19 protein-coding genes and 1 riboswitch are annotated in these 21331 nt (G+C 68.3%); of the genes, 11 read left to right on the top strand and 8 right to left on the bottom strand.

What is annotated here, in order from left to right:
- The first annotated feature begins 4 nt into the window (after positions 1–4).
- Both T8K17_RS24090 and T8K17_RS24085 read left to right on the top strand, forming a co-directional pair.
- Positions 5–469: an Lrp/AsnC family transcriptional regulator gene (locus tag T8K17_RS24090; protein ID WP_322332261.1), complete on the top strand. Its 465-nt coding sequence runs from the start codon at positions 5–7 to the stop codon at positions 467–469.
- Positions 462–1103 carry a LysE family translocator gene (locus T8K17_RS24085; RefSeq protein ID WP_322332260.1) on the top strand — a complete coding sequence of 214 codons (642 nt, stop codon included), beginning with the start codon at positions 462–464 and terminating at the stop codon, positions 1101–1103. Before T8K17_RS24090 ends, T8K17_RS24085 begins: the two co-directional genes overlap by 8 nt.
- An 8-nt stretch (positions 1104–1111) precedes the next feature.
- Here T8K17_RS24085 and T8K17_RS24080 read toward each other — a convergent pair whose 3' ends face one another.
- The 3 genes from T8K17_RS24080 to T8K17_RS24070 form a co-directional block, all read right to left on the bottom strand.
- Positions 1112–2104 (bottom strand): TonB family protein, encoded by a 993-nt coding sequence (locus T8K17_RS24080; RefSeq protein ID WP_322332259.1) that lies wholly within the window; start codon positions 2102–2104, stop codon positions 1112–1114.
- Positions 2088–2933, bottom strand: coding sequence for an ABC transporter ATP-binding protein (locus T8K17_RS24075; protein WP_322332258.1), 846 nt, complete (start codon positions 2931–2933; stop codon positions 2088–2090). Before T8K17_RS24075 ends, T8K17_RS24080 begins: the two co-directional genes overlap by 17 nt.
- 76 nt (positions 2934–3009) lie before the next feature.
- A riboswitch (cobalamin riboswitch) is annotated at positions 3010–3202 on the bottom strand.
- Between the two features lie 56 nt (positions 3203–3258).
- The gene (locus T8K17_RS24070) at positions 3259–3789 is read right to left on the bottom strand and encodes a hypothetical protein (protein WP_322332257.1); all 531 of its coding nucleotides are present in this window, start codon (positions 3787–3789) and stop codon (positions 3259–3261) included.
- Positions 3790–3869: 80 nt separating this feature from the next.
- Here T8K17_RS24070 and T8K17_RS24065 point away from each other — a divergent pair, with 80 nt between their 5' ends.
- From T8K17_RS24065 to glgB, 6 genes are all read left to right on the top strand, one after another.
- The gene (locus T8K17_RS24065) at positions 3870–4268 is read left to right on the top strand and encodes a hypothetical protein (protein ID WP_322332256.1); all 399 of its coding nucleotides are present in this window, start codon (positions 3870–3872) and stop codon (positions 4266–4268) included.
- Positions 4231–5175 carry a fumarylacetoacetate hydrolase family protein gene (locus T8K17_RS24060; protein ID WP_322332255.1) on the top strand — a complete coding sequence of 315 codons (945 nt, stop codon included), beginning with the start codon at positions 4231–4233 and terminating at the stop codon, positions 5173–5175. The genes T8K17_RS24065 and T8K17_RS24060 overlap by 38 nt, the downstream gene beginning before the upstream one ends.
- Positions 5176–5390: 215 nt before the next feature.
- Positions 5391–7475 carry a glycogen debranching protein GlgX gene (glgX, locus tag T8K17_RS24055; RefSeq protein WP_322332254.1) on the top strand — a complete coding sequence of 695 codons (2085 nt, stop codon included), beginning with the start codon at positions 5391–5393 and terminating at the stop codon, positions 7473–7475.
- Positions 7472–9448 carry a 4-alpha-glucanotransferase gene (gene malQ / locus T8K17_RS24050; protein ID WP_322332253.1) on the top strand — a complete coding sequence of 659 codons (1977 nt, stop codon included), beginning with the start codon at positions 7472–7474 and terminating at the stop codon, positions 9446–9448. The genes glgX and malQ overlap by 4 nt, the downstream gene beginning before the upstream one ends.
- A gap of 102 nt (positions 9449–9550) precedes the next feature.
- A complete protein-coding gene (locus T8K17_RS24045) occupies positions 9551–11977 on the top strand; it encodes a glycogen/starch/alpha-glucan phosphorylase (protein WP_322332252.1) in 2427 nt (808 codons plus the stop codon).
- Between the two features lie 104 nt (positions 11978–12081).
- Positions 12082–14262 carry a 1,4-alpha-glucan branching protein GlgB gene (glgB, locus tag T8K17_RS24040; protein ID WP_416153203.1) on the top strand — a complete coding sequence of 727 codons (2181 nt, stop codon included), beginning with the start codon at positions 12082–12084 and terminating at the stop codon, positions 14260–14262.
- Positions 14263–14269: 7 nt separating this feature from the next.
- Here the strand turns inward: glgB and T8K17_RS24035 are convergent, their stop codons facing one another.
- Together T8K17_RS24035 and T8K17_RS24030 are read right to left on the bottom strand one after the other, a co-directional pair.
- Positions 14270–14818 carry a PAS domain-containing protein gene (locus T8K17_RS24035; protein WP_322332250.1) on the bottom strand — a complete coding sequence of 183 codons (549 nt, stop codon included), beginning with the start codon at positions 14816–14818 and terminating at the stop codon, positions 14270–14272.
- 148 nt (positions 14819–14966) lie between these two features.
- On the bottom strand, positions 14967–15215 hold the full coding sequence (locus tag T8K17_RS24030) for a hypothetical protein (RefSeq protein ID WP_322332249.1): 249 nt from the start codon (positions 15213–15215) through the stop codon (positions 14967–14969).
- A gap of 242 nt (positions 15216–15457) precedes the next feature.
- Here T8K17_RS24030 and T8K17_RS24025 point away from each other — a divergent pair, with 242 nt between their 5' ends.
- Positions 15458–15964, top strand: coding sequence for a PAS domain-containing protein (locus tag T8K17_RS24025; RefSeq protein ID WP_322332248.1), 507 nt, complete (start codon positions 15458–15460; stop codon positions 15962–15964).
- A 10-nt stretch (positions 15965–15974) separates the two neighbouring features.
- Here T8K17_RS24025 and T8K17_RS24020 read toward each other — a convergent pair whose 3' ends face one another.
- Positions 15975–17651: a tetratricopeptide repeat-containing sulfotransferase family protein gene (locus tag T8K17_RS24020; RefSeq protein ID WP_416153157.1), complete on the bottom strand. Its 1677-nt coding sequence runs from the start codon at positions 17649–17651 to the stop codon at positions 15975–15977.
- 253 nt (positions 17652–17904) lie between these two features.
- Positions 17905–18921 carry a zinc ABC transporter substrate-binding protein gene (locus T8K17_RS24015; protein ID WP_322332246.1) on the bottom strand — a complete coding sequence of 339 codons (1017 nt, stop codon included), beginning with the start codon at positions 18919–18921 and terminating at the stop codon, positions 17905–17907.
- 103 nt (positions 18922–19024) lie between these two features.
- Here T8K17_RS24015 and T8K17_RS24010 point away from each other — a divergent pair, with 103 nt between their 5' ends.
- Together T8K17_RS24010 and T8K17_RS24005 are read left to right on the top strand one after the other, a co-directional pair.
- Positions 19025–19903 (top strand): metal ABC transporter ATP-binding protein, encoded by an 879-nt coding sequence (locus tag T8K17_RS24010; protein ID WP_322332245.1) that lies wholly within the window; start codon positions 19025–19027, stop codon positions 19901–19903.
- Complete coding sequence (locus T8K17_RS24005) at positions 19896–20693, top strand: metal ABC transporter permease (protein WP_322332244.1); 798 nt, start codon at positions 19896–19898, stop codon at positions 20691–20693. Before T8K17_RS24010 ends, T8K17_RS24005 begins: the two co-directional genes overlap by 8 nt.
- A gap of 11 nt (positions 20694–20704) precedes the next feature.
- Here T8K17_RS24005 and T8K17_RS24000 read toward each other — a convergent pair whose 3' ends face one another.
- Complete coding sequence (locus T8K17_RS24000; RefSeq protein WP_322332243.1) at positions 20705–21238, bottom strand: hypothetical protein; 534 nt, start codon at positions 21236–21238, stop codon at positions 20705–20707.
- Positions 21239–21331: the final 93 nt, after the last annotated feature.

Below are 21331 nucleotides of genomic sequence, written 5' to 3'. Positions count from 1 at the left end.
GGTCATGGACGATATAGACCGGAAAATTGTTGGACTTGTGCAGGTCTTCGGCCGGGCGACCAATGCAGAGATCGCCGGCGCCTGCGGCCTGTCCGTGTCGGCGGCGAACGACCGGCTCAAGCGGCTGCAGGAGCGCGGCGTGATCACCGGCTGGTCGGCCCGTGTCGATCCCGATGCGGTCGATCTCGGCCTGCTCGCCTTCATCTTCGTGGAAATCGAGCGCACAGAGCATAACGAGCGGTTCCTGGCCGCCGCCGCCCTGATGCCCGAGGTGCTGGAGCTGCACCACGTGACCGGCGAGTGGTCCTATCTGCTGAAGGTGCGGGCGCGGGACACCAAGGCGCTGGAGACGCTGATCACCGGCCGGCTCAAGGCCCTGCCCGGGGTCGCCCGCAGCCGCACCCATATCGCCTTGTCGTCAGCCAAGGAGAACGGGGCTCTTCCGATCGCGGAGCCGGAGGATGACTGACTGGGGGGTGGGGCCTTTCTCCCAGGGTTTCCTGTTCGGGCTCGCCCTGGCGATGCCGGTCGGCGCGATCGGCCTGCTCTGCATCCGCCGGTCCCTGGACCACGGGTTCGCCACCGGGTTCGCCACCGGCATGGGGGCAGCGGTCGCCGATGCGACCTATGGCGCGGTGGCGGCTTTCGGGCTGACGGCGGTCTCCGATTTCCTGCTGACCTGGCAGACGGTGCTGGCGCTGGCCGGCGGGGCGGCCCTCGTCTGGCTGGGCGTCCAGTCCTGGCGCAGCCGGGCGGCCGGACCCGCCCGCACCGCGCCGGTCGGCCCGCATCCGATGATGGCCTTCGTGCAGACGGTGGGCCTGACCCTCGCCAACCCGCAGACGATCCTGACCTTCGTCGCCCTGTTCGCCGGGCTCGGCGTGGTGCTGGGGGACGACGCGGGCTGGAGGCCGGCCCTGCTGCTGATCCTCGGCGTGTTTCTCGGCTCCGGGATCTGGTGGTTGATCCTGGCCGGCGCCGTCGACGGGTTCCTGCGGCGGCGCCTGAGCGAGGGGGCGATCGGCTGGATCAACCGCGGGGCCGGGGCGCTGATTATCGGCTTCGGCCTGCTGGCCATCGCCCGCGGACTGTCCCTGATCTAGCCGACATCTCAGTTCAGCCGGAAGACGACCGGGACCAGGGTCTCGCCGGCGACCGGCTGGCCGCCGCGCCGCGCCGGGCGGAAGACCCAGGTGGCGACGGTCTGATGGGCGGCGGTGTCGAGCACGCCGTGGCCGCTGCTTTCGGCGACGGCGATGCGCACCGGGTGGCCGGAACGATCGACCGCCACCCGCAGCACGACCCGCCCCTCCCAGCCGCGCTGGCGGGCCCGGAAAGGATAGTCGGGGGCCGGATTGCCGGCCGAGCCGACGGAGAACTCGGCCGGGCTGCTGCCGCCAGCCTCATCGTCTCGCAGTCCGCTCAATGCCGCCACGCTGGTCGGCGTGCTCGCCGGTCCGGCGCCTCGGGCGGGGGAGGCGGTCTCGGTGGATGCCGCAGCGGGTTTCGCGGCGCCCTCGCGTGACGCCACGGCGGCGGGAGGCGCGGCAGGGGGTGCCGCCGAGGGTGACGCAGGGCGGGCGACGGGACGCGGCGGCTCTGCGATCCGGGCCGGCACCGGCTCCGGCGTCTCGACCCGCTCGACAGCGGCCGCCTCGGGCCGCACTTCGGCGACCTGGACCGGCGCCGGGGCGGGTGCCGCCGGCATCGCCTTGGCCGGTAGGGGCGCCGGTACCGGGCGGGCGGGGCTGTCCGTTGCGGCCGGTGCGCTGAACGGCAGGGGGGCGGCGACCGCGGGAGCGGCGGCCTCGGCGACGGGCATGGTGACGGCCGGCGGTCCCGCGCGGTCGGCCGGCTGCGGTGCCGGACCGCCGGCGATGGCGGACCCCGGCGCGGCCGTCCGGTTCGGCTGGGTGAGGGTGACCATCACCACCTCGAACGGTTCCGGCGCCGTCGTCTGCGGACCGCCCCACCAGCCGATGGCGGCTGCCAGGGCAACGCCGTGCACCGCGACCGACGCGGCGACCGCCAGGGCCACCAGGAGGGGCCGGCCGGCCGGTTGCGGCGGCGCGGGACCGAGGATGCGGTCAGCGGCGGCCGGCATTCCGATCCTCCGACCCGTTCACTTGCACCGACCAGGGCACGATAAGGGCATTGTCGCCCTCGCCGATGCGCCGGGCCTCGACCTCGAAGGCCGCGGCGATGGTCGCCGCATCGAGGGCGCGAGCCGGCGGGCCCTCGGCGACCACCATTCCCTCGTGCAGCACATAGACCCGATGGCAGAACCGCGCGGCCAGGGTGAGGTCGTGCAGCACCACCAGGGTGCCGCGCCCATCCTGCGCCAGCCGGTCGAGCAGGATCATGGCTTCCAACTGGTGGCGCGGGTCCAGGCCCGTCACCGGCTCGTCCAGCAGCAGCAGGGTCGGCTCGCCCGCCAGCACCCGGGCCAGCATCACCCGCATCCGCTCTCCGCCGGACAGGGTCGTCACCGCGCGCTCGGCCAGATGGCTGGTGTCAGTCACGGCGAGGGCCTCGTCGACCGCCGTTCGGTCGGCCTCCGATATCCGGGACACCGGGGAGAGAAACGGCGTGCGCCCCAGCATGACGGTTTCGCGGGCCGAGATCGGCCACTCGCTGCGGGCGCTCTGGGGCAGATAGCCGAGGGTGCGGGCGGTGATCCTCCGGTCGAGCCCAACCATCGGCGCGTCGTCCAGGGTGACCGTGCCGCCGGTCGGCTCGGCAAGGCGGGCGAGGATCCGCAGCAGCGTGCTTTTGCCCGATCCGTTGGGACCGAGCAGACCGACAACCTCGCCCGGACGGACGTGGAGGCTGACCCGGTCGAGCAGCGCGCGGTTGCCGACATCCAGGCTGACGTCGCAGGCGCGGAGTCCGGTCGCCGAGGCGGTTGGGGAGGGATCGAGGGCGTTTCTCATGCGAGGCGGTCCGATCGCGATGGCGCATATCGCCACCGCTCGGGCCTCGGCCCTACCGTCGGAACACCCCGCCCGCCGGATGGTGACGCGTCGCGGTCGGTCTCCTGGCTCACGGCTCGGACGCGAACCCCCGTCCTTCCCGGCGCAAGTCCGGTGGCTATTCGGGGGTCGCTCGCCGTTTACAGTTGCGGGGGCAGCGCCGGTCTCTCACCGGCTTCCCTGATCGGATCTCCTGTCGGAGAGCGATCACCACGACGGCCGCAGTCTCCGGTCTCGGGGCCGGAGATGCAAGGAATTTCGCCGGAAATCGGCGGATATCCGGCCGTCAGTGGAGCATGGGGGAGGATTCCGGATGGGTGGCGATCCCCTCCAGCAACCGGATGTCGGGTGCCGACTTGCGGCGCACGGGCACCGTCATGTCGACCCCGGTCAGCGCCCGGCCGATGGTCGCGATGTCGTCATACGCCCGCAGCGCCGCCGATAGCGGGAGCCAGGACTGAACCACCGCCATCGCCTCCTCGCGCCGGCCGCGCTGGGACAGGGCGACCGCTTCCAGGATGTCGCGCTCGCCGTCCCCCAGGGTCGGGCACCGCAGGCAGCCCACGTCGCGCACCGTCGTCGCCTCGCGCAGGGTGACCATCAGCAGCCGGTCCACCGCGTCGCTCACGTCCTCCGCCTCGATCGTCGCGAAGCCGCAGCGCAGCAGGTCGCGCGGGTCGAGCCGGGCCTTCACCGACTGCACCCAGTGCCGGATCGCCCAGACGATCAGGGCCTCTCCGGTGGTCAGTCGGCAGATCGGAGTGCGCGACCCGGCGGTACTGCGCCGGGCGGGTCTGAGTTCTGAGGGTTGGGCCATTGCCGAAATCCCTTGTTGCGACTGGTTCTCATTTGTAGATACTGAAATTGAGAATGAGTTGCAACAAGAAGGCGCGCCTCATGTCGATTTCCCTGATCCTCAGCCTGACGACCCTCTCCCTGCTGTTGGCGACCGCCGGGTGCGGCATTGCCATCGCGGTTCTGGAGCGAAAATCGGCCGTGCCGCCGGTCGTGGAGCAGGTCTTCATGGGGCTGGCCGCAGCAGGGTCCACGGCGCTGGTCTCCTGTGTCGTTCTGCTGCACCCGGTGACCGGCGGTACGCCCGTGGCCCGCTTCGCCCTGCCATCGGTCACCAGCATCGCCATGGCCTCGGAGGTGGAGGCGGGCGACCTGCCTGCATGCGTTCCCTTGGAAGAGGGAGCCGCCTATGATCCCGGCCAAGCCCGGTTCGAAGGGCGCGGCGCAGAGGGAGATAGCGGCCATGAAGTTTCTGTATTTCGATCACCCGGACCTCGGTGACTGGCGGCTGGGCGTTCTGTCCGGCGACGGGGTGGTCGACGTCACCGATGCCGTCGCGCATCTGCCCCACCTGGACAACCGGGGCCTGATCAACGCGGTGATCGCGACCTACGAGGAGACCCGCGGCAAGATCGAGGCGGCCGTTTCCGCCGGCAAGCCGGTGGCCCTGGACGCCGTCACCATCCGGCCGCCGCTCCCGCTGCCGCGGCAGATCGACTGCATGGCCGTGAACTACATGGAAGACGGCACCCTGACCGAGAAGCCGCTGATCAACGGCTTCCACAAATCGCCCAGCGCGATCATCGGCACCGGCGGCACCATGGTCCTGCCGGACGTCCCGGCCGACGTCTTCGAGGGCGAGGCGGAGTTGGCGCTGGTGATCGGCAAGCGCTGCTCCAACGTCTCGGCCGACGAGGCGATGGACTATGTGTTCGGTTACATGAACTTCATCGACGGGTCGGCCCGCAACCTGCCGCCGGCCGGCAATCAGTTCTTCCAGGTGAAGTCGCGCGAGACCTTCGCGCCGATCGGCCCGTACCTGGTCACCAAGGACGAGGTGGTGGATCCGAACGACCTGGACGTCCGCCTGAGCGTCAACGGCGATGTCCGCCAGTCGTTCAACACCTCCGACATGGCGCACAAGATCCCGCGCTGCATCGAGTGGCTGAGCGCCATGCACACGCTGGAGCCGGGCGACATCGTCGCCACCGGGACCAACCACCGGGGCCTTAGCCCGTTCATGGACGGCGACCGGATCGAGCTGGAAGTGGCCGGGATGGGCGTGCTGAAAGTGTCGGTCAGCGATCCCCTGAAGCGTACCTGGGGGCGGGACAGCCGCCTGCAGCACAAGGAGAAGGGACTGTCCGGTCCCTATACACCGCAGCTCACCGGCAAATACGCGAAGTAGTTCGCACCTGCGATGCGCCGGTCCGGGCGGGAACCGTCCGGACCGGGCCGCGTTGTAAACAGCACCGATGGGTCTGTTTCCTCCGTCACCGTGGACGGGGTTTTCTTTCGCCCAATCCCTAAGCCTGTCGCACTGCAGCATACGCGTGGTGGCACTTTGCTGTGGACCGGATATGCTCGACACCGACGTCCGTTTGCCACCTGGAGGAGTCCGAATTGGAGATCCTGGCCGGCGACTATCACCGTCTTGGCGCCCATGTCGAAGACGGGGGCGTGAACTTCGCTGTCTTTTCCGAGAACGCCGCCCGCGTCGAACTTTGTCTGTTTGACGCCGAGGGCAATGAGGTCGAGAAGGTCGACCTGCCGGAGCGCAGCGGGCCGATCTGGCACGGCTTCGTGCCGGGGCTGGAAGCCGGATGCCGCTACGGCTACCGGGTCCATGGCGGATACGCGCCGGACCGGGGTCAGCGCTTCAACCCGAACAAGCTCCTGCTCGACCCCTATGCGCGGGCACTGGACGGCGCCTTCGTGCAGAGCGATGCCCTCTACGGCTTCGACGTGCGGGCGGCGGACGAGGACCTGTCCTTCGACGGCCGCGACAGCGCGCCCTTCGTGCTGAAATGCGTGGTGCTGGCCCCGTCGGGGACCGTCGATACCGGTCCGCGCCTGCGTACCCCATGGGCCGACAGCATCATCTACGAAGCCCATGTGAAGGGGCTGACCAAGCAGTTCGAGGCGGTGGACGAGCCGCTGCGCGGCACCTACGACGCGCTCGGTCATCCCAAGGTCATCGAACACCTGAAGACCTTGGGTGTGACCGCGGTCGAGCTGCTGCCGATCCAGGGCATCCTCGACGAGGGGTTCCTGGCCGACAAGGGGCTGGTGAATTACTGGGGCTACAGCCCGATCTCCTATTTCGTGCCGGATTCCCGCTATGCCGGGCCGTCCGGTCCGGAAGGGTTCCGCGATGCGGTGCGCCGTCTGCATGATGCCGGGATCGAGGTGCTGATGGACGTGGTCTACAACCACACCGGCGAGGCCGACCAGCGCGGCCCGACCGTGTCGTTCCGCGGCCTCGACAACGCCGCCTATTACCGCCTCCAGCGCGGCCGGCCGCGGTACTACGCCGACGACACCGGCTGCGGCCATACCCTCAACACCTCGCACCCCTTCGTCACCCGTCTGGTGCTCGACAGCCTGCGCTACTGGGTGGAGGAGATGGGGGTGGACGGGTTCCGCTTCGACCTCGCCACCGTGCTGGGCCGCGAGGAGAAGGGCTTCGAGGCGAGCGCCGGCCTGCTCGACGCGATGATTCAGGACCCGATCCTCTCCGGCGTGAAGCTGATCGCTGAGCCGTGGGATATCGGCCCGGGCGGCTACCGTCTCGGTGGCTTCCCGTTCCCCTTCGCGGAATGGAACGACCGCTACCGCGACGAGGTGCGGAAATTCTGGCGCGGCGACGAGCACGGTGCCCACGGGCTGGCCGCCCGGCTGCTGGGCTCGGCGGAGATGTTCGACGAGGGCGGGCGCCCGGCCTGGAGCTCGCTGAACCTGATCACCGCCCATGACGGCTTCACCCTGGCCGACGTCACCGCCTACAACGAGAAGCACAACGAGGCCAACGGCGAGGACAACCGCGACGGCCACGAGGGCAATTACAGCGACAATTGCGGGGCCGAAGGGCCGACAGAGGACCCGCAGATCCTGGCGCGCCGCGACCGCCGCCGCCGGAACATCCTGACCACGCTGTTCGTGTCCCAGGGCACGCCGATGCTGCTGGCCGGCGACGAGATCGCCAACAGCCAGGGCGGCAACAACAACGCCTACTGCCAGGACAACGAGATCGGCTGGATCGATTGGGCGAATGCCGATCGGGACCTGCTCGCCTTCGTCCAGCGGCTGACGGCATTGCGGAAATCCCATCCCGCCCTACGTCAGGGACGGTTCCTGCACGGCCGCGTCCGCGCCGAGGACGGCCAGCCCGACGTGATCTGGCGGTCGTTCGAGGGCGGCGGGGTCAACTGGCGCGATCCCGGCCTTGGGATCTTCTGCCTGCGGGTCCGGGGCTCGGCAGAAGCGGCCGATCCGTCGCTGATCGACGATGACGTGTTTCTCGCCTTCAATACGGCGAACCGGGATCGCCCGATTACGATGCCGGAGTCCCCGCAGGGGCGGTCGTGGATCCGCTGCCTCGACACATCGGCGCCGACCGAGGACGAACGGCCGGTGCGCGATGAGGAATCGGTCAGCGCGGAAAGCGTTGTCATCTTTGCCCTGAACCGAGACGGGACGACCGAATGACAGACACCGCCCTGGACGCTCTCGCCGCCCATGCCGGTATCTTCGACCGCTACCGCGATCTTGCCGCCGTCGAGCATGTCGCCTCCCCGGACACCAAGCGGGCGCTGCTCGCGGCGATGGGCCTGGATGCCGAGCGTCCGGTCGACACGCTGCGGCGGCTGGAGGCGGAGGCCGAGGTGCGGTCGCTTCCGGCTGCCGTCGTGGTCCGGGCGGGAGAACCGGCGGACCTACAGGTCCAGGGCTGGGACGTCGAATGGCGGCTGGCGCCCGATCCTCGTACGGAGGAGCGGCTGCGAGGCGGCCGCTCGGAGGAGGGCGTCATCGCGCTGCCGGCGCTGCCTGTCGGCCTGCATGTCGTCATCGTTCAGGAGCGCCCGACCCTGGTGGTGGCCGCTCCGGAAGCGGCGCCCGACCTGTCGACCTGGGGGCTTACCGCGCCCCGCTGGGGCGTGACGACGGCGCTGTACGGCCTGCGCTCCGAGGAGAACCTGGGGATCGGGACCTACCGGGATCTCGGGAAGGCGGCCGAGGCGCTCGGACGTCAGGGCGCCGATTTCCTCGGCATCAATCCGGTCCATGCGCTGGGTGCCGCATCCGGGACGATCAGCCCGTATTCGCCGACCCACAGAGGCTTCCTCAACACCACGCATATCGCCCCCCGGGGGGATGCGGAGAACGGCCAGACCCTGCGTGCCACGCCGCAGGTCGACTATCCCGGCGGCCGCCTGGCCCTGGACCGTCTGCTGCGCCAGGAGCATAGGCGGATGGACGCGGTGGAGGCGGAGGATTTCCGTGCCTTCCGCCAGCGTTCCGGATCGGCGCTTCAGGATTTCGCCACCTTCGAGGCCCTGTCCCTTGTCCATGGCGCCGATTGGCGCGTCTGGCCGGAGGCGCTGAAACATCCGACCGCCTCAGCCGTCCTGCGCTTCGCCGCCGAGAATGCGCAGGAGGTCGAGTATCACGCCTATCTGCAGTGGCTTGCGGACAGCCAGCTCGGCGATGCTCAGCGGACGGCCCGCTCGTCCGGCATGGCGCTCGGCCTGTACGTGGATCTCGCCATCGGCGTGCGCCCGGACGGGGCCGAGGTCTGGGGCGAGCCGAATTCCTTCGCCCGCGGCGTGTCGCTGGGCACCCCGCCGGATCAGTTCAATGCCAAGGGTCAGGTCTGGGGCCTGGCGCCCATGTCGCCCCTGGGACTGCGGAACGACCTGTTCCGCCCCTTCGTCGACACCATGCGCGCCGTCGTCGGCCATGCGGGGCTCGCCCGGATCGACCATGTGCTGGGCTTCATGCGCTGCTTCTGGGTGCCGGAGGACGGCACGCCGGGAGCCTATGTGCGCTATCCGACGGACCTGCTCCTGGCCATGACCAAGGTCGAGGCGTTCCACGCCAACTGCATCATGATCGGCGAGGATCTGGGCGTCCTGCCGGAAGGGCTGCGGGATCGGCTGGCCGAGTCGCATCTCTACGGCTGCTCAGTGGCCCAGTTCGAACGCGATCCGGACGGCGACCTCACTGACCCTTCGGATTACCGGGCCGGCACGCTGGCGAGTTTCTCCACCCACGACACCCCGACGGTCCGCGGGTTCTGGAAGGGATGGGAGATCGAGCGTCAGCAGAGCTTCGGCCAGTTGGACGATGCGATGGCTGCAGCCGCCCGGCAGCGCCGGGACTGGGACCGCCGCCGGCTCCACTGGCTGGTCGACGAGGCGTCCGACGAGCCGCCGGAGGACCTGGACGCGGGACGGATCGCGCGCATCCACGCCACGCTGGCGGAGGGGGCGTCGGACCTTATCGCTGTGCAGCTCGACGACGTGTTCGCCAGGGTCGAGCAGCCTAATTTTCCCGGGACGGTCGACGAATACCCGAACTGGCGCCTAAAATGCCCCGTTGGTGTCGGTGATCTGAACGACATCTCCGCGCTGGAACCCGTGCGGCGCTCGGTGGAAAATCGCCGGACGCGCGATAGATAAAAACACGGGCGGGGAAACGCAGCACAGCGTAGCGGGTACGGAATTCGTCGGTGAAGCGGCGGGGATCCGGATATTGCGGGTGATAGCAAAGGGATACTTCATATGCATGGATTGCAGGCCCTGGCTCGGGCGCGGACGGCGTCCGGGGATCTGGAAAGCGCCATCCACGACCACCTGCTCTATTCGATCGGCAAGACCACCGCGGCGGCGTCCCTGTCGGACTGGCGGCTGGCCCTGTCGCGCGCGGTGCGGGACCTTGTGGTCGACCCCTGGTTCGAGACCACGCGCCGCGTCTACGCCGAGGACCGAAAGCGGGTCTACTACCTCTCCATGGAGTTCCTGATCGGCCGTCTGCTCGAGGACGCCGTCCTGAATCTCGGGATCGAGGACCATGCCCGCCGGGCGATGTACCGGTTCGGCGTGAACTACGACGAGGTGGTCGACGACGAGCCGGACGCCGCGCTCGGCAATGGCGGCCTCGGCCGGCTGGCCGCCTGCTTCCTCGACAGCATGTCGACCGTCGGCGTCGCCGCCTACGGCTACGGCATCCGATACGAGCACGGGCTGTTCAAGCAGCGGTTCCGCGACGGGTGGCAGATCGAGCAGCCGGAGGAATGGCTGACCCAGGCCCACCCCTGGGAGTTCCAGCGCTCCGAGAGCGTCTATCCGATCGGCTTCGGCGGCGAGGTCCGCCAGAAGGAGGATGGACGCAAGGTTTGGGAGCCGGCCGAGACGGTCCTGGCGGCGGCCTACGACACCCCGGTCCCGGGCTGGCGCGGCCGCTGGGTGAACACCCTGCGCCTGTGGTCGGCCCAGGCGACCCAGGTCTACGATCTAGAGCCGTTTTCCCGCGGCGACTACCTGGCAGCGGCCGCCCCCGCGGTGCTGGCCGAGACCATCAGCCGGGTCCTGTATCCGGACGACAGCACGCCCCAGGGCAAGGAACTGCGCCTGAAGCAGGAGTTCTTCTTCACCGCCGCGTCCCTGCGCGACCTGGTGCGTCGCTTCCTGGCCCATCACAAGGACATCCGGAAACTGCCGGAGAAGGTCGCGGTGCAGCTCAACGACACCCACCCGGCCATCGCCGGCCCGGAGCTTGTCCGCATCCTGATCGACGAGCACGGCCTGGACTTCGACGAGGCCTTCCTGGTGGCCCGCGGCTGCCTGCACTATACCAACCACACGCTGATGCCCGAGGCGCTGGAGCGCTGGCCGGTCGACCTGATGCAGCGGGTCCTGCCGCGCCACATGCAGCTCATCGAGCGCATCGACGAGGCGCATGCCAACGCCACCCAGGCGGCCAACAAGCCGCGCCCCGACAGCGTCAAGATCGTCGAGGGCGGCAGCGTGCGGATGGGCGATCTGGCCTTCATCTCCGCGCGCAAGGTGAACGGCGTGTCGGCGCTGCATACCGACCTGATGAAGCGCACGGTGTTCCGCGACCTGCACCAGCTTCACCCCGACCGGATCGTGAACCAGACCAACGGCGTCACGCCGCGCCGCTGGCTCGCCGGCTGCAACCCGGCGCTGGCCGGTCTGCTGACCGAAGCGGTCGGCCATGGCTGGGAGACCGACCTGGAGCAGCTCAAGGTCATCGCGCCGCTGGCCGACGATGCGGGCTTCCGTGCCCGGTTCACCAAGGCGAAGCAGACCAACAAGGAGCTGCTGACCAAGTTCCTGAAGACCAAACTGGATATCACCGTCGATCCGACGGCGATGTTCGACATCCAGATCAAGCGCATCCACGAGTACAAGCGCCAGCTCATGAACATTCTCGAGGCGGCGGCCGCGTGGAACGAGATGAAGCGGAACCCGTCCGCCCCGTTCGCCCCGCGCGTCCGGATCTTCGGCGGCAAGGCCGCGCCGGGCTACGCCATGGCGAAGCTGATCATCAAGCTGATCAACGATATCGGCCGCACCGTGAATTCCGACGAGGAGACCAGGGACCGGCTCGCGATCGTTTACCCGCCGAACTACAACGTCTCCATGGCCGAGGTGCTGATCCCCGCCGCCGATCTCAGCGAGCAGATCTCCACCGCCGGGATGGAGGCGTCGGGGACGGGGAACATGAAGTTCGCCATGAACGGCGCGCTGACCATCGGCACGCTGGACGGCGCCAATGTCGAGATCCGCGAGCGGGTCGGCGACGAGAACATCTTCATCTTCGGCAAGACCGCCGACGAGGTGACCGCCGCCCGCGAGGACGGCTACAACCCCTCCGACGCCATCGCCGCGTCTCCCCGCCTCGCCGAGGTGGTGGACCAGATCGCCTCTGGCCTGTTCTCGCCCGAGGATCCCGATCGGTACCGCGCGCTGGTGGACAATCTGCGCGGCCACGACTGGTTCATGGTCTGCGCCGATTTCGATGCCTATTACGCGGCGCAGCGCGAGGTCGATGCGGCCTGGGCCGACAAGAACGCCTGGGCCAGAAGCGCCGTCCTCAATACCGCCCCAATGGGGTGGTTCTCTTCCGACCGCACAATCCGTGGTTACGCGAAGGATGTCTGGGAGGTGGACGCGCGGGTATAGCGCCCGCGGCGTCGACCGTCCGCCCGCTCCCGACCTCGGGAGCGGGGACATCGACCTGACAACAACCGGCAAAGCGGAGATCCATGACCGACGAGACACAGCTCATCGATCCGACGACCGCCGCCGATATCGCCCGGGGTATCTTCCCGGATCCGTTCTCGGTACTTGGCATTCATCCGCAGGGCGACGGCGTCGTCGTGCGGGCCTACATTCCCGGCGCCGAGCGCGTCGAGCTGATCCCCGGAAAATCCGGCAAACCGGTGGCGGAGCTGTCGCCGGCCAAGGCCGACGGGGTCTTCGCCGCCAGACTGGGCGCCGATCCCGGCGCCTATCGGCTGCGCGCCCATCGTGGGCAGGATACCTGGGACGTCGTCGATCCCTATGCGTTCGGTCCGGTCATCGGCGAGCAGGACGAGTACTACCTCTCCGAAGGCAGCCACCTGCGCCTGTGGCAGGTTCTCGGCGCCCATCCGATCACCCATGAGGGGGTGGAGGGTGTCCATTTCGCCGTCTGGGCGCCCAATGCCATGCGGGTGTCCGTCGTCGGCGAGTTCAATGCCTGGGACGGCCGCCGCCACGTGATGCGCCGCCGCGGCGCCACCGGCGTATGGGAGATCTTCCTGCCCGGCCTCGAAGCCGGCATGCAGTACAAATACGAGATCCGCGGGCCCGGGGGCATGCTGCTGCCGCTGAAGGCCGATCCGATCGGCTTCGGCTCCCAGCATCCGCCGGAAACCTCCTCCATCGTGCGCGACCTGCGCGGCTATGGCTGGCCGGACGACGCCTGGATGGCGTCGCGGGCCGAGCGCAATCGGATCGACGCACCGATCTCCATCTACGAGGTCCATCTCGGATCGTGGAAACGGCGCTGGGAAGAGGACGGCCGCATGCTGTCCTACAAGGAGCTCGCCGAGGAACTGGTGCCCTATGTGGCGGAAATGGGCTTCACCCATATCGAGGTCATGCCGATCTCGGAGTTCCCGTTCGACGGGTCCTGGGGCTATCAGCCGGTCGGGCTGTTCGCCCCGTCGATCCGTTTCGGCCGGCCGGAGGAGTTCCGCGATTTCGTGGCGGCCTGCCACGCGCACGGCCTCGGGCTGATCCTCGACTGGGTGCCGGGGCATTTCCCGAGCGATCCGCACGGCCTCGGCCAGTTCGACGGCACCGCGCTCTACGAACACGCCGACCCGCGCGAGGGATTCCACAAGGACTGGAACACCCTGATCTACAATTACGGCCGCCGCGAGGTGTCGAACTTCCTCATCGCCAACGCCCTGTACTGGCTGGAGGCACACCATGCCGACGGGCTGCGGGTCGATGCCGTCGCGTCGATGCTGTACCGCGATTACAGCCGGTCCGACGGCGAGTGGGTGCCGAACGTCCATGGCGGCCGTGAGAACCTGGAAGCCATCGCCCTGCTGAAGCGGATGAACGAGGTTGTCTACGGCGCCGACAGTTCGGTCATGACCATCGCCGAGGAATCGACGGCCTGGCCGGGCGTCACCCGGCCGACCAGCGAGGACGGACTCGGCTTCGGCTTCAAGTGGAACATGGGGTGGATGAACGACACCCTGGAATACATGAAGGAGGATCCGCTCCACCGGCGCTACCACCATTCCAAGATGACATTCGGCCTGCACTACGCGTTCACCGAAAACTTCATCCTGCCGCTGAGCCACGACGAGGTTGTGCACGGCAAGGGCTCGCTGCTGGGTCGGATGCCGGGCGACCGCTGGCAGAGCTTCGCCAACCTGCGGACCTACTACGCCTTCATGTGGACCCATCCGGGCAAAAAGCTGCTGTTCATGGGCGGCGAGCTGGCCCAGGCGAAGGAATGGAACCACGATTCCGAGCTGGACTGGGCGGCCCTGGACTCCGCCGATCATGCGGGCGTGAAGGCGCTGGTGCGCGACTTGAACCGGCTGTACCGGTCGCTGCCGGCATTGCACCGCCGCGACACGCGCGAGGACGGTTTCGGCTGGATCAACGGCGGGGCGGAGGCGGAATCCGTGATCGCCTGGGCCCGTTACGGGGAAGAGGGCGACGCCCCGGTGGCGGCGGCCTTCAATTTCACCCCGGTCCCGCGGCCGGGTTGGCGCTTCGGGGTGCCGGCCGACGGCACCTGGACCCTGCGGCTCAACACCGATGCCACCGCCTATGGCGGCAGCGGGGCGCCGATGCGCGAGACGCTCGAGAGCGAGACCATCCCCTGGGACGGATTCGCCCAATCGATCGTGGTCGATCTGCCGCCGCTCGCCGGCGTCGTGCTGGAGCATACGGGGTAGGATCAGGTCAGCGGTAGAACTGCATCACGCCGATGATGTGGCTCGCCCGCGGCCCCTGCGCGCCGAGCGGCAGAAGCAGCCGGCTGTAGGACCGGGTGTCGCCCAGAGAGGTCATGGCGTCCGTATGGGTGACCAGCACGGGACGCCGGTCCTGCGCGCACCGCCGATGCTCGTACAGGGTCTCGTCCAGGCTGGATCCGGCCATGAGCTGGGTGATCGTCTTGCCCTTGAGCCGGATGGCATAGCGGTTGGCGATCGTCTCTCCGACAAGGCGGAAGCGGAAGTCGCGTTCCTCCACGTCGAGCAGCACGATGTATTCCAGAAGTGCCGGGATATCCAACGGCTCGACATCGGCCCGTTCGGGGCAGATGCGGCCGCGGCACCACTTCTGCCAGGCACGAAACAGCGTCAGCGCCTTCGGATGGTCGGCCAGTTTGCCGACCGCGCTTTCAGGCTCGAGCACCTGCAGGCGTTCCTGGCGAAACCGCCCTACCAGATCTGATAACGGCTGGGACATCAGGCTTCCGTGGTCGGGGGCCAGCGTGAGCGGGGGCAAGGCGTCGTCTCCGGCAGATGGCGGACGCGTCCCTGAGTTCATACGGAACGGATCGGCGCTAAAGGCGAGCCGGCTTTTACTCGTCAAAGTATGAAGGTTATCATAATTTTCGCCAGCGCCTATTTCGGCGGCAGTCAGGCGATGTCCTTCAGGCGATATCCTTGACGTCGTCGGTCTCGGCAAGCGAGGCGTCGTTCGACAGGGCCTCCTCAAGGTCGCGAACCCGCGACCAGAGTGCCGACTTCGTCTCGATCGGCAAGCTTTCCAGGGCCTGTTGGCACAGGATCAGGCTGAGGTTGTCGTTGTTCTCGATGGCGCTGGCGAGATCCGTATAGGCGGTACTCTTCCGCCCCAGCACCTCGGCGATGGCCTTCAAGACGACGTTTTTTCTAGACATTCCTGGGCCCCCGCCCGGCGCCGAAAGCAGCGTTTCCGACTCTAGGTGATTCGAGATCCGGCCGTCCACAGGGTTGGCCGCCGTGTGAGATAGCTCACAGAATCCGTTTTCGGCAGTTGCCAACTGACGCCTGCATCCTAGCTCGTGTTTTAATAAAAATCGGTCATAGTGGTCTTTCTACCAGGAACGGACGGACCGGCATGAAAATCTTCCGGCTACCAGATCAGCCGCTTGCGGCGGGCGTGGCTGAACGACGGGAAGAGCGCCTCGGTTCGAAATCGAGCGTGCGTGTGGAGAACGCCGACCGCGACCTCAGCCCGCTGGCGGCGTCGCTGCTGGAGTACTGGCGGGCGGCCAGGCCGGAGACGGGCGTTCCCGACCGCACGGCCTTCGACCCCGCCCGGCTGGTGAAATGGCTCGGCTATCTCAGCGTCTACGAGCGGGTGGCGGAGCGGAACGACTTCCGGAACCGGCTGGAAGGGACCTATGTCGGCAACCTGACCGGCGAGAACTGGACCGATCGCTGGGCCTCCGAGGTGGACGCGCGGTTCGGGTCCACCTTTCTTCCCGACCTTCGGGAGGTCTGCGAGCTGGGCCAGCCGACCGTTCACCTGATCAAGATTTTCCAGAAGGACTACAGCATCGCGGAACGGCTTCTACTGCCTGTTTCGACGGTCAAGGGTGGGGCGATCGATCAGGTATTCGTCGCGATCTTCGCCAATGGGGTTCGGCCCGGCCGCAAAACCTGACCGGCCCTTCTCAGGCTTCGGCCTCGATCCCCGCCGCGCGCAAGCCGTCTCGCATCGGTCCGAGATGGGCCGCGTACCTTTTCCAGGATCCGACCGCCTGGGCGTGGATCGGACGGCGCACCTGCTCCACGCTGGCCGTGCGGACAATCCGCCGGGTATTGGCGAAATCCAGGCAGCGGTCGTCCCAAGGCAGACCGCAATAGTTCAGCAGCGCGCGGGCCACCGTCTCCGGGTCCTCCACCAGCCGCTCATAGGACAGGTCGAACAGGCGGTCCGGCCAGTGGGCCGACCAGTGGGCCATGAACCGGTCGTAGATCGCGTAGAGCGCCGCCACGTCCGTCTGGTCGTAGGCATAGTGCAGGCCCCAGCCGACGAAGTTGTGCCTGTAGATCGAGAAGCAGGTGTCCAGCGGATTGCGCCGGCAATGCACGATCCGTGCGCCCGGCAGTGCCCGCCAGATCGCCGGGACCATCTGGAAGTTGCCGGGGGTCTTGTTGACGGTCACCGGGCGGCCGCTCGGCTCCAGGGAGGTGATGTAGCCGTCGCCGACCCCCTGCCAGCCGGCCCTGTCCAGAAACGGCGCGCCGTCCGGAAACCCGCCGGTCGCGCCGCCGCGTTCGAACCCGCGCAGCATTTCCAGGCGGAGGTTCTGGATTTCTCCCGCGCCGTGGACCATCGGGTGGCTGGCCAGGATCTGCTCGACCAGGGTGGTCCCGGAACGCGGCAGTCCGACCACGAAGATCTGACCCGCGCCCGGGCCGTCGATAGGGCGAGGGTCTGCACCCTCGATCGAGTCGAATGCCGTCCGGATCCGCTCGAAATACCGCTGATCGGCTGCCGACGAATAGGAGATCTGGCTGCGCACCAGAGCATTCGCCCGGGCGAGGTGGTCGAAGGCCGCTTCCGTTCTGTCGAGGTCCTCGTAAACCTTGAACAGGGCGAAATGCGCATCCGCCCGCCGCCGGGGAGCAAGGTTGGACGCGTCTGCCAGGCGCCGCACCTCGCGGACATCCGCATCCTCGGCGGCATGCCGGGTGATGCGGGCGAGGCTGTATCTTGCGGCGGTATTGGCCGGAGTCTGCACGATCGCCTGCCGGAAGGCCCGGCGCGCCGGGTCGGTCCGGCCGGCCTCCAGCAGCCGGGTGCCCAGGCGCAGGCTCGCGGCCGAACTCGGGGCAAGCAGGCAGGCGCGCCGGCAGGCATCGACCGCTTCCTCCACCCGGTAGCGGTCGATCAGGACGTCGGAAAGGGCGAGCAGAGGGGCTGCGGTCGGCTCCAGGGTGATGGCGCGGCGCAGGGCGTCCTCCGCCCGCTCCAGGCGGCCCAGGTTGCGCATGCCCTGCGCAAAGGTCAGGAGGTCCCGCGGTGAGCGGCCCAGACGATGCGCCTCCTCGTAGGCCGTCTCGCTGGCGATCAGCCGGTCCGCATCGAACAGAAGCGAGGCACGGGCGAAAGCGATGTCCGTGCGTTCCGGGCTGGCGGCGTGAGCCTTGTCCAGCTGGGTCAACGCCTGGGGAACGGCTCCCAGCGCGGCCAGCACCATGCCTGAGCCGAACAGCGCCTCGGCATCGGTGGGTGCTTGTTTGAGAAGGGTTTCGTAGGCCGCCAACGCCGGTTTAAGGCGTCCGGCCCCGTGGTGCTCTCGGGCGATACGCAAAGCATCCGCGAACGCAGAGGCGTCAACCATGGGTCGTTCGCGCGCGGAGGCCGTCGTCCGGAAGCCGGGTCGGCGATGCTGGAAGTAACAGGATCTAGCTCTCTGGCCGTGGACAGCCATCGCGATGGCTGATTGTTACAGATTGAGATGGCCCGGCCAGGGCGCGGACGGAAGAGGTCCGCCCGCGTGTTTCAGGAATGTTTGTCGTTCCGTCCGAGAGCGAAATCGGCTGGCTGGGCGGGGCGGCGGTCGGCCCACCGCCCCGGCGTCCAGCGGACCCGCATCAGTCGGCCATGCAGTCGTGGAGGGTCTGGGCGATGCCGCGGATCAGATCCGGATAGAGGGCGGGCCCTTCCGCCAGGGCGCTGCCCAGCGGGTCGAGTGTGGCGATCTTGGCGTCGCTGCCCTCGACGATCACCTCGGCGATGGACGGGTCGAACTGCGGCTCGATGAAGACGCAGGCGAAGCCTTCCTCTTCGATCTCCTCGCGCAGTTCGGCGATCCGCTTGGCACCCGGCTTGATCTCCGGATTGACCACGATCGCCTCGCCCTTGGTGAGCCCGTAGCGTGCGTTGAAGTGGCCGAGCGCGTCGTGGAACGTGAGGAACGGTTTGACCGAGACCGGCGCCAAGATCGCGGTGACCTCGTCCCCCAGCTTCGTCAGCTGGGCGGTCATCCGGGCGGCATTGGCGGCAAAGGCATCGCCATGCTCCGGCATCGCGTCGCTGAGCGTCGCGGCGATCGCGGCGAGCATGGCCTCGGCATTCTTCGGATCCAGCCAGACATGCGGATCGTGCGTTCCGTGGTGGTGATGCCCGTGCTCTTCTGCTTCCTTGTGGCCGTCCTTGTCGTGGTCGTGGTCCTTGTGAGCAGCGTCCTTGTGATCGTCGTCCTTGTGCTCTGCGTCCTTATGGTCGGCGTCATGCCCGTGGTCGTGATCGTGACCTTCGGGAAACCCGCGCTGGGTGATGCCCGGGGCGTTCATCAGCGTCTCGACCGTTGCTTTGGCGGCCAGGGTCTCCAGCGGATGCTCCAGGGCGGTCTCGAGATCCGGGCCGATCCAGAACACGACCCGCGCATCCTCCAGCTTGCGGGCGTCGGACGGCTTCAGGGTGAAGGTATGCGGCGATGTCGTCCCCGGGATCAGCAGGGTGGGGGTGCCGACACCTTCCATCACGCCGGCGACCAGGGAATGCAGCGGCTTGATGGTGGCGACGACCGACGTCTCGGCCAGGGCGGGACCGGTCAGGCCGGTCAGGAGGGCGGCAAGGATCGGGGCGGCGGTGAGGGGGTTCCGCATCGGACTCTCCGGCATTGGTGTCTTTAAATGTTATATTATAACGTTGCGGTCAGTCGTAACCGCTGTCATATCTCCGCGCAAGAGGGAAGAAAGAGGTTCACCCATGGCCACTGCCGAGATATTGCCGGATCCGGCGCGCGCGCCGGATGACGTGCTGGTCCGCCTGTCCGGGGTGGGCGTGCAGCGGGCCGGGCGCTGGCTGACCCGCAACGTCGATCTCGACGTGCGCCCGGGCGAGATCGTTACGCTGATCGGCCCCAACGGCTCCGGCAAGACGACGACCGCCAAGGTGGCGGCGGGGGTGATCCGGGCCGACGAAGGCCGGGCGGAGAGCCGCCGCGACTTGCGGGTCGGCTATGTGCCGCAGAAAATCCAGATCGACTGGACCCTGCCGATCACCGTGCGGCGGCTGATGACGCTGACCTCCCGCCATTCCCCTGCGCAGATCTCCCAGGCGCTGGAGGCGGTCGGCATTCCCCATCTGGCCGAGGCGGAGGTGCAGTCCCTGTCCGGCGGCGAATTCCAGCGCGCCCTGCTGGCCCGCGCCATGGTGCGCCGCCCCAACCTGCTGATCCTGGACGAGCCGGTGCAGGGGGTGGATTTCACCGGCGAGGTCACGCTGTACGGCCTGATCAAGCGGATCCGCGACGAGACCGGCTGCGGCATCCTGCTGATCTCCCACGACCTGCATGTGGTGATGGCGCAGACCGACACCGTGGTTTGCCTCAACGGCCATGTCTGCTGCCGCGGGACCCCGCAGACGGTGGCGGAGAACCCGGAATACCTGCGCCTGTTCGGCGGAAGGGCCGCGGGCGCGCTGGCGGTCTACCGGCACCAGCACGACCATACCCATCTGCCGGACGGCCGGATCCGCAATGCCGACGGTTCGATCACCGACGGCCATGCCCATGACCATGACGGGCACGACCACGGGCATTCCCATTCCCATTCCGGCGGGCAGCACGGCCATCCCCATGCTTGACGACTTCTTCGTACGCGCCCTGCTGGCCGGGATCGGGGTGGCGCTGACGGCCGGGCCGCTCGGCTGCTTCGTGGTGTGGCGGCGTATGGCCTATTTCGGCGACACCATGGCCCATGCCGGCCTGCTCGGGGTGGCGCTCTCCCTGGTGTTGCAGATCGCGCCGGTATTCGGCGTCTTCGCGGTGGCGGCGACGATCGCCGGTCTCCTGCTGCTGCTCGACCGGCGGCGTGCCTTGTCGACCGACGCGCTGCTCGGTCTGCTGTCCCACGGGACCCTGGCGGTAGGCCTGGTCCTGGTCGCGCTGATGACCTGGGTACGGATCGACCTGACGGCCCTGCTGTTCGGTGACGTTCTGGCGGTCGGCGTGACGGATGTGGCGCTGATCTGGGCGGGCGGTGCGGTCGTGCTGGCCGGGCTGTTCTGGTTCTGGCGGCCCCTGCTCGCCGATACGGTGCACCCTGACCTGGCGGCGGCCGAGGGCATGCGGCCGGAGCGGGCCCGGGCGGTGCTGATGCTGCTGATGGCGCTGGTGATTGCCGTCGCGATGAAGGTGGTCGGCGTGTTGCTGATCACCTCGCTCCTGATCATCCCGGCCGCCGCCGCCCGCCGTCTGGCGGCTACGCCGGAAGCGATGGCGGTTCTGGCGGCGCTGACCGGGGCGCTGGCGGTGGCGCTCGGCCTGTTCGCCTCGCTGCAATGGGACACGCCCTCCGGCCCGTCGATCGTGGTGGCGGCGATCCTGCTGTTCTGCGCGGGCCTGGCACTACCGGCACTACGGGTGGGGCGGTAGGGCCTCGGCCGTCACGACACGAAACACCCTTCCAGCCGGCCGGTATCGGCTTCGCTGTTGTCGTCGAAGAAGCCCTCGCGGGTGGCCTCGCCCCGGGCAGAGGTGAAGCGGGCGCGGATGACGCCCTCGGCGATCTCGTCGGTGGAGACGACGGTCGGCGCGAAGCCCGCGGTGTCGTCCAGGTCGATGGTGAAGCCGAAGGTGTCGCCCGGCGCGAAGCGGCTGAACCGGAGCGTGAGCAGCGTGTCGCCGTCGGTCACCTCGCTGCGGTTGGCGATGACCGCCGTCCCGGTCGCTTCCTCGAACGGTTGATAGACGCTGAGCCCGGCGCCGCGCTCGGTGACGTCGAAGATCACCCGCCCGCGCGACGGGCCGAGATCGATCTCAACCTCGGTGACCGACCATCCGGGATCGCTGGTGTTGGTGAGGGTGAACCGGTCGGCCGGCGCGCCTTCGCTGAAGGTCGCCACCAGACGCGGGCCGCAGGCATCGGCATGGGCGACAGCGGGCGCAAACATCAGACAGAGACTGAAGAACAGGCGCATCAGATCCTCGCAAGCCGACACGGTGTTAGGGAGATGGATCGATGCCAAACCGTTGCAACCCGAAACCGGGTTGCGGTAGTGCCGATCGTTCCG

The sequence above is a fragment of the Thalassobaculum sp. OXR-137 genome, from assembly GCF_034377285.1.
Lineage (GTDB): Bacteria > Pseudomonadota > Alphaproteobacteria > Thalassobaculales > Thalassobaculaceae > Thalassobaculum.
Note: the sequence above shows the minus strand (reverse complement) of the source record. Positions and strands in the feature narration are given on the sequence as shown.

Coding starts and splice junctions, on each gene's coding strand:
- T8K17_RS24090 (WP_322332261.1), top strand. CDS start 5: ATGGACGATATAGACCGGAAAATTGTTGGACTTGTGCAGGTCTTCGGC.
- T8K17_RS24085 (WP_322332260.1), top strand. CDS start 462: ATGACTGACTGGGGGGTGGGGCCTTTCTCCCAGGGTTTCCTGTTCGGG.
- T8K17_RS24080 (WP_322332259.1), bottom strand. CDS start 2,104: ATGCCGGCCGCCGCTGACCGCATCCTCGGTCCCGCGCCGCCGCAACCG.
- T8K17_RS24075 (WP_322332258.1), bottom strand. CDS start 2,933: ATGAGAAACGCCCTCGATCCCTCCCCAACCGCCTCGGCGACCGGACTC.
- T8K17_RS24070 (WP_322332257.1), bottom strand. CDS start 3,789: ATGGCCCAACCCTCAGAACTCAGACCCGCCCGGCGCAGTACCGCCGGG.
- T8K17_RS24065 (WP_322332256.1), top strand. CDS start 3,870: ATGTCGATTTCCCTGATCCTCAGCCTGACGACCCTCTCCCTGCTGTTG.
- T8K17_RS24060 (WP_322332255.1), top strand. CDS start 4,231: ATGAAGTTTCTGTATTTCGATCACCCGGACCTCGGTGACTGGCGGCTG.
- malQ (WP_322332253.1), top strand. CDS start 7,472: ATGACAGACACCGCCCTGGACGCTCTCGCCGCCCATGCCGGTATCTTC.
- T8K17_RS24045 (WP_322332252.1), top strand. CDS start 9,551: ATGCATGGATTGCAGGCCCTGGCTCGGGCGCGGACGGCGTCCGGGGAT.
- T8K17_RS24030 (WP_322332249.1), bottom strand. CDS start 15,215: ATGTCTAGAAAAAACGTCGTCTTGAAGGCCATCGCCGAGGTGCTGGGG.
- T8K17_RS24020 (WP_416153157.1), bottom strand. CDS start 17,651: ATGGTTGACGCCTCTGCGTTCGCGGATGCTTTGCGTATCGCCCGAGAG.
- T8K17_RS24015 (WP_322332246.1), bottom strand. CDS start 18,921: ATGCGGAACCCCCTCACCGCCGCCCCGATCCTTGCCGCCCTCCTGACC.
- T8K17_RS24010 (WP_322332245.1), top strand. CDS start 19,025: ATGGCCACTGCCGAGATATTGCCGGATCCGGCGCGCGCGCCGGATGAC.
- T8K17_RS24005 (WP_322332244.1), top strand. CDS start 19,896: ATGCTTGACGACTTCTTCGTACGCGCCCTGCTGGCCGGGATCGGGGTG.
- T8K17_RS24000 (WP_322332243.1), bottom strand. CDS start 21,238: ATGCGCCTGTTCTTCAGTCTCTGTCTGATGTTTGCGCCCGCTGTCGCC.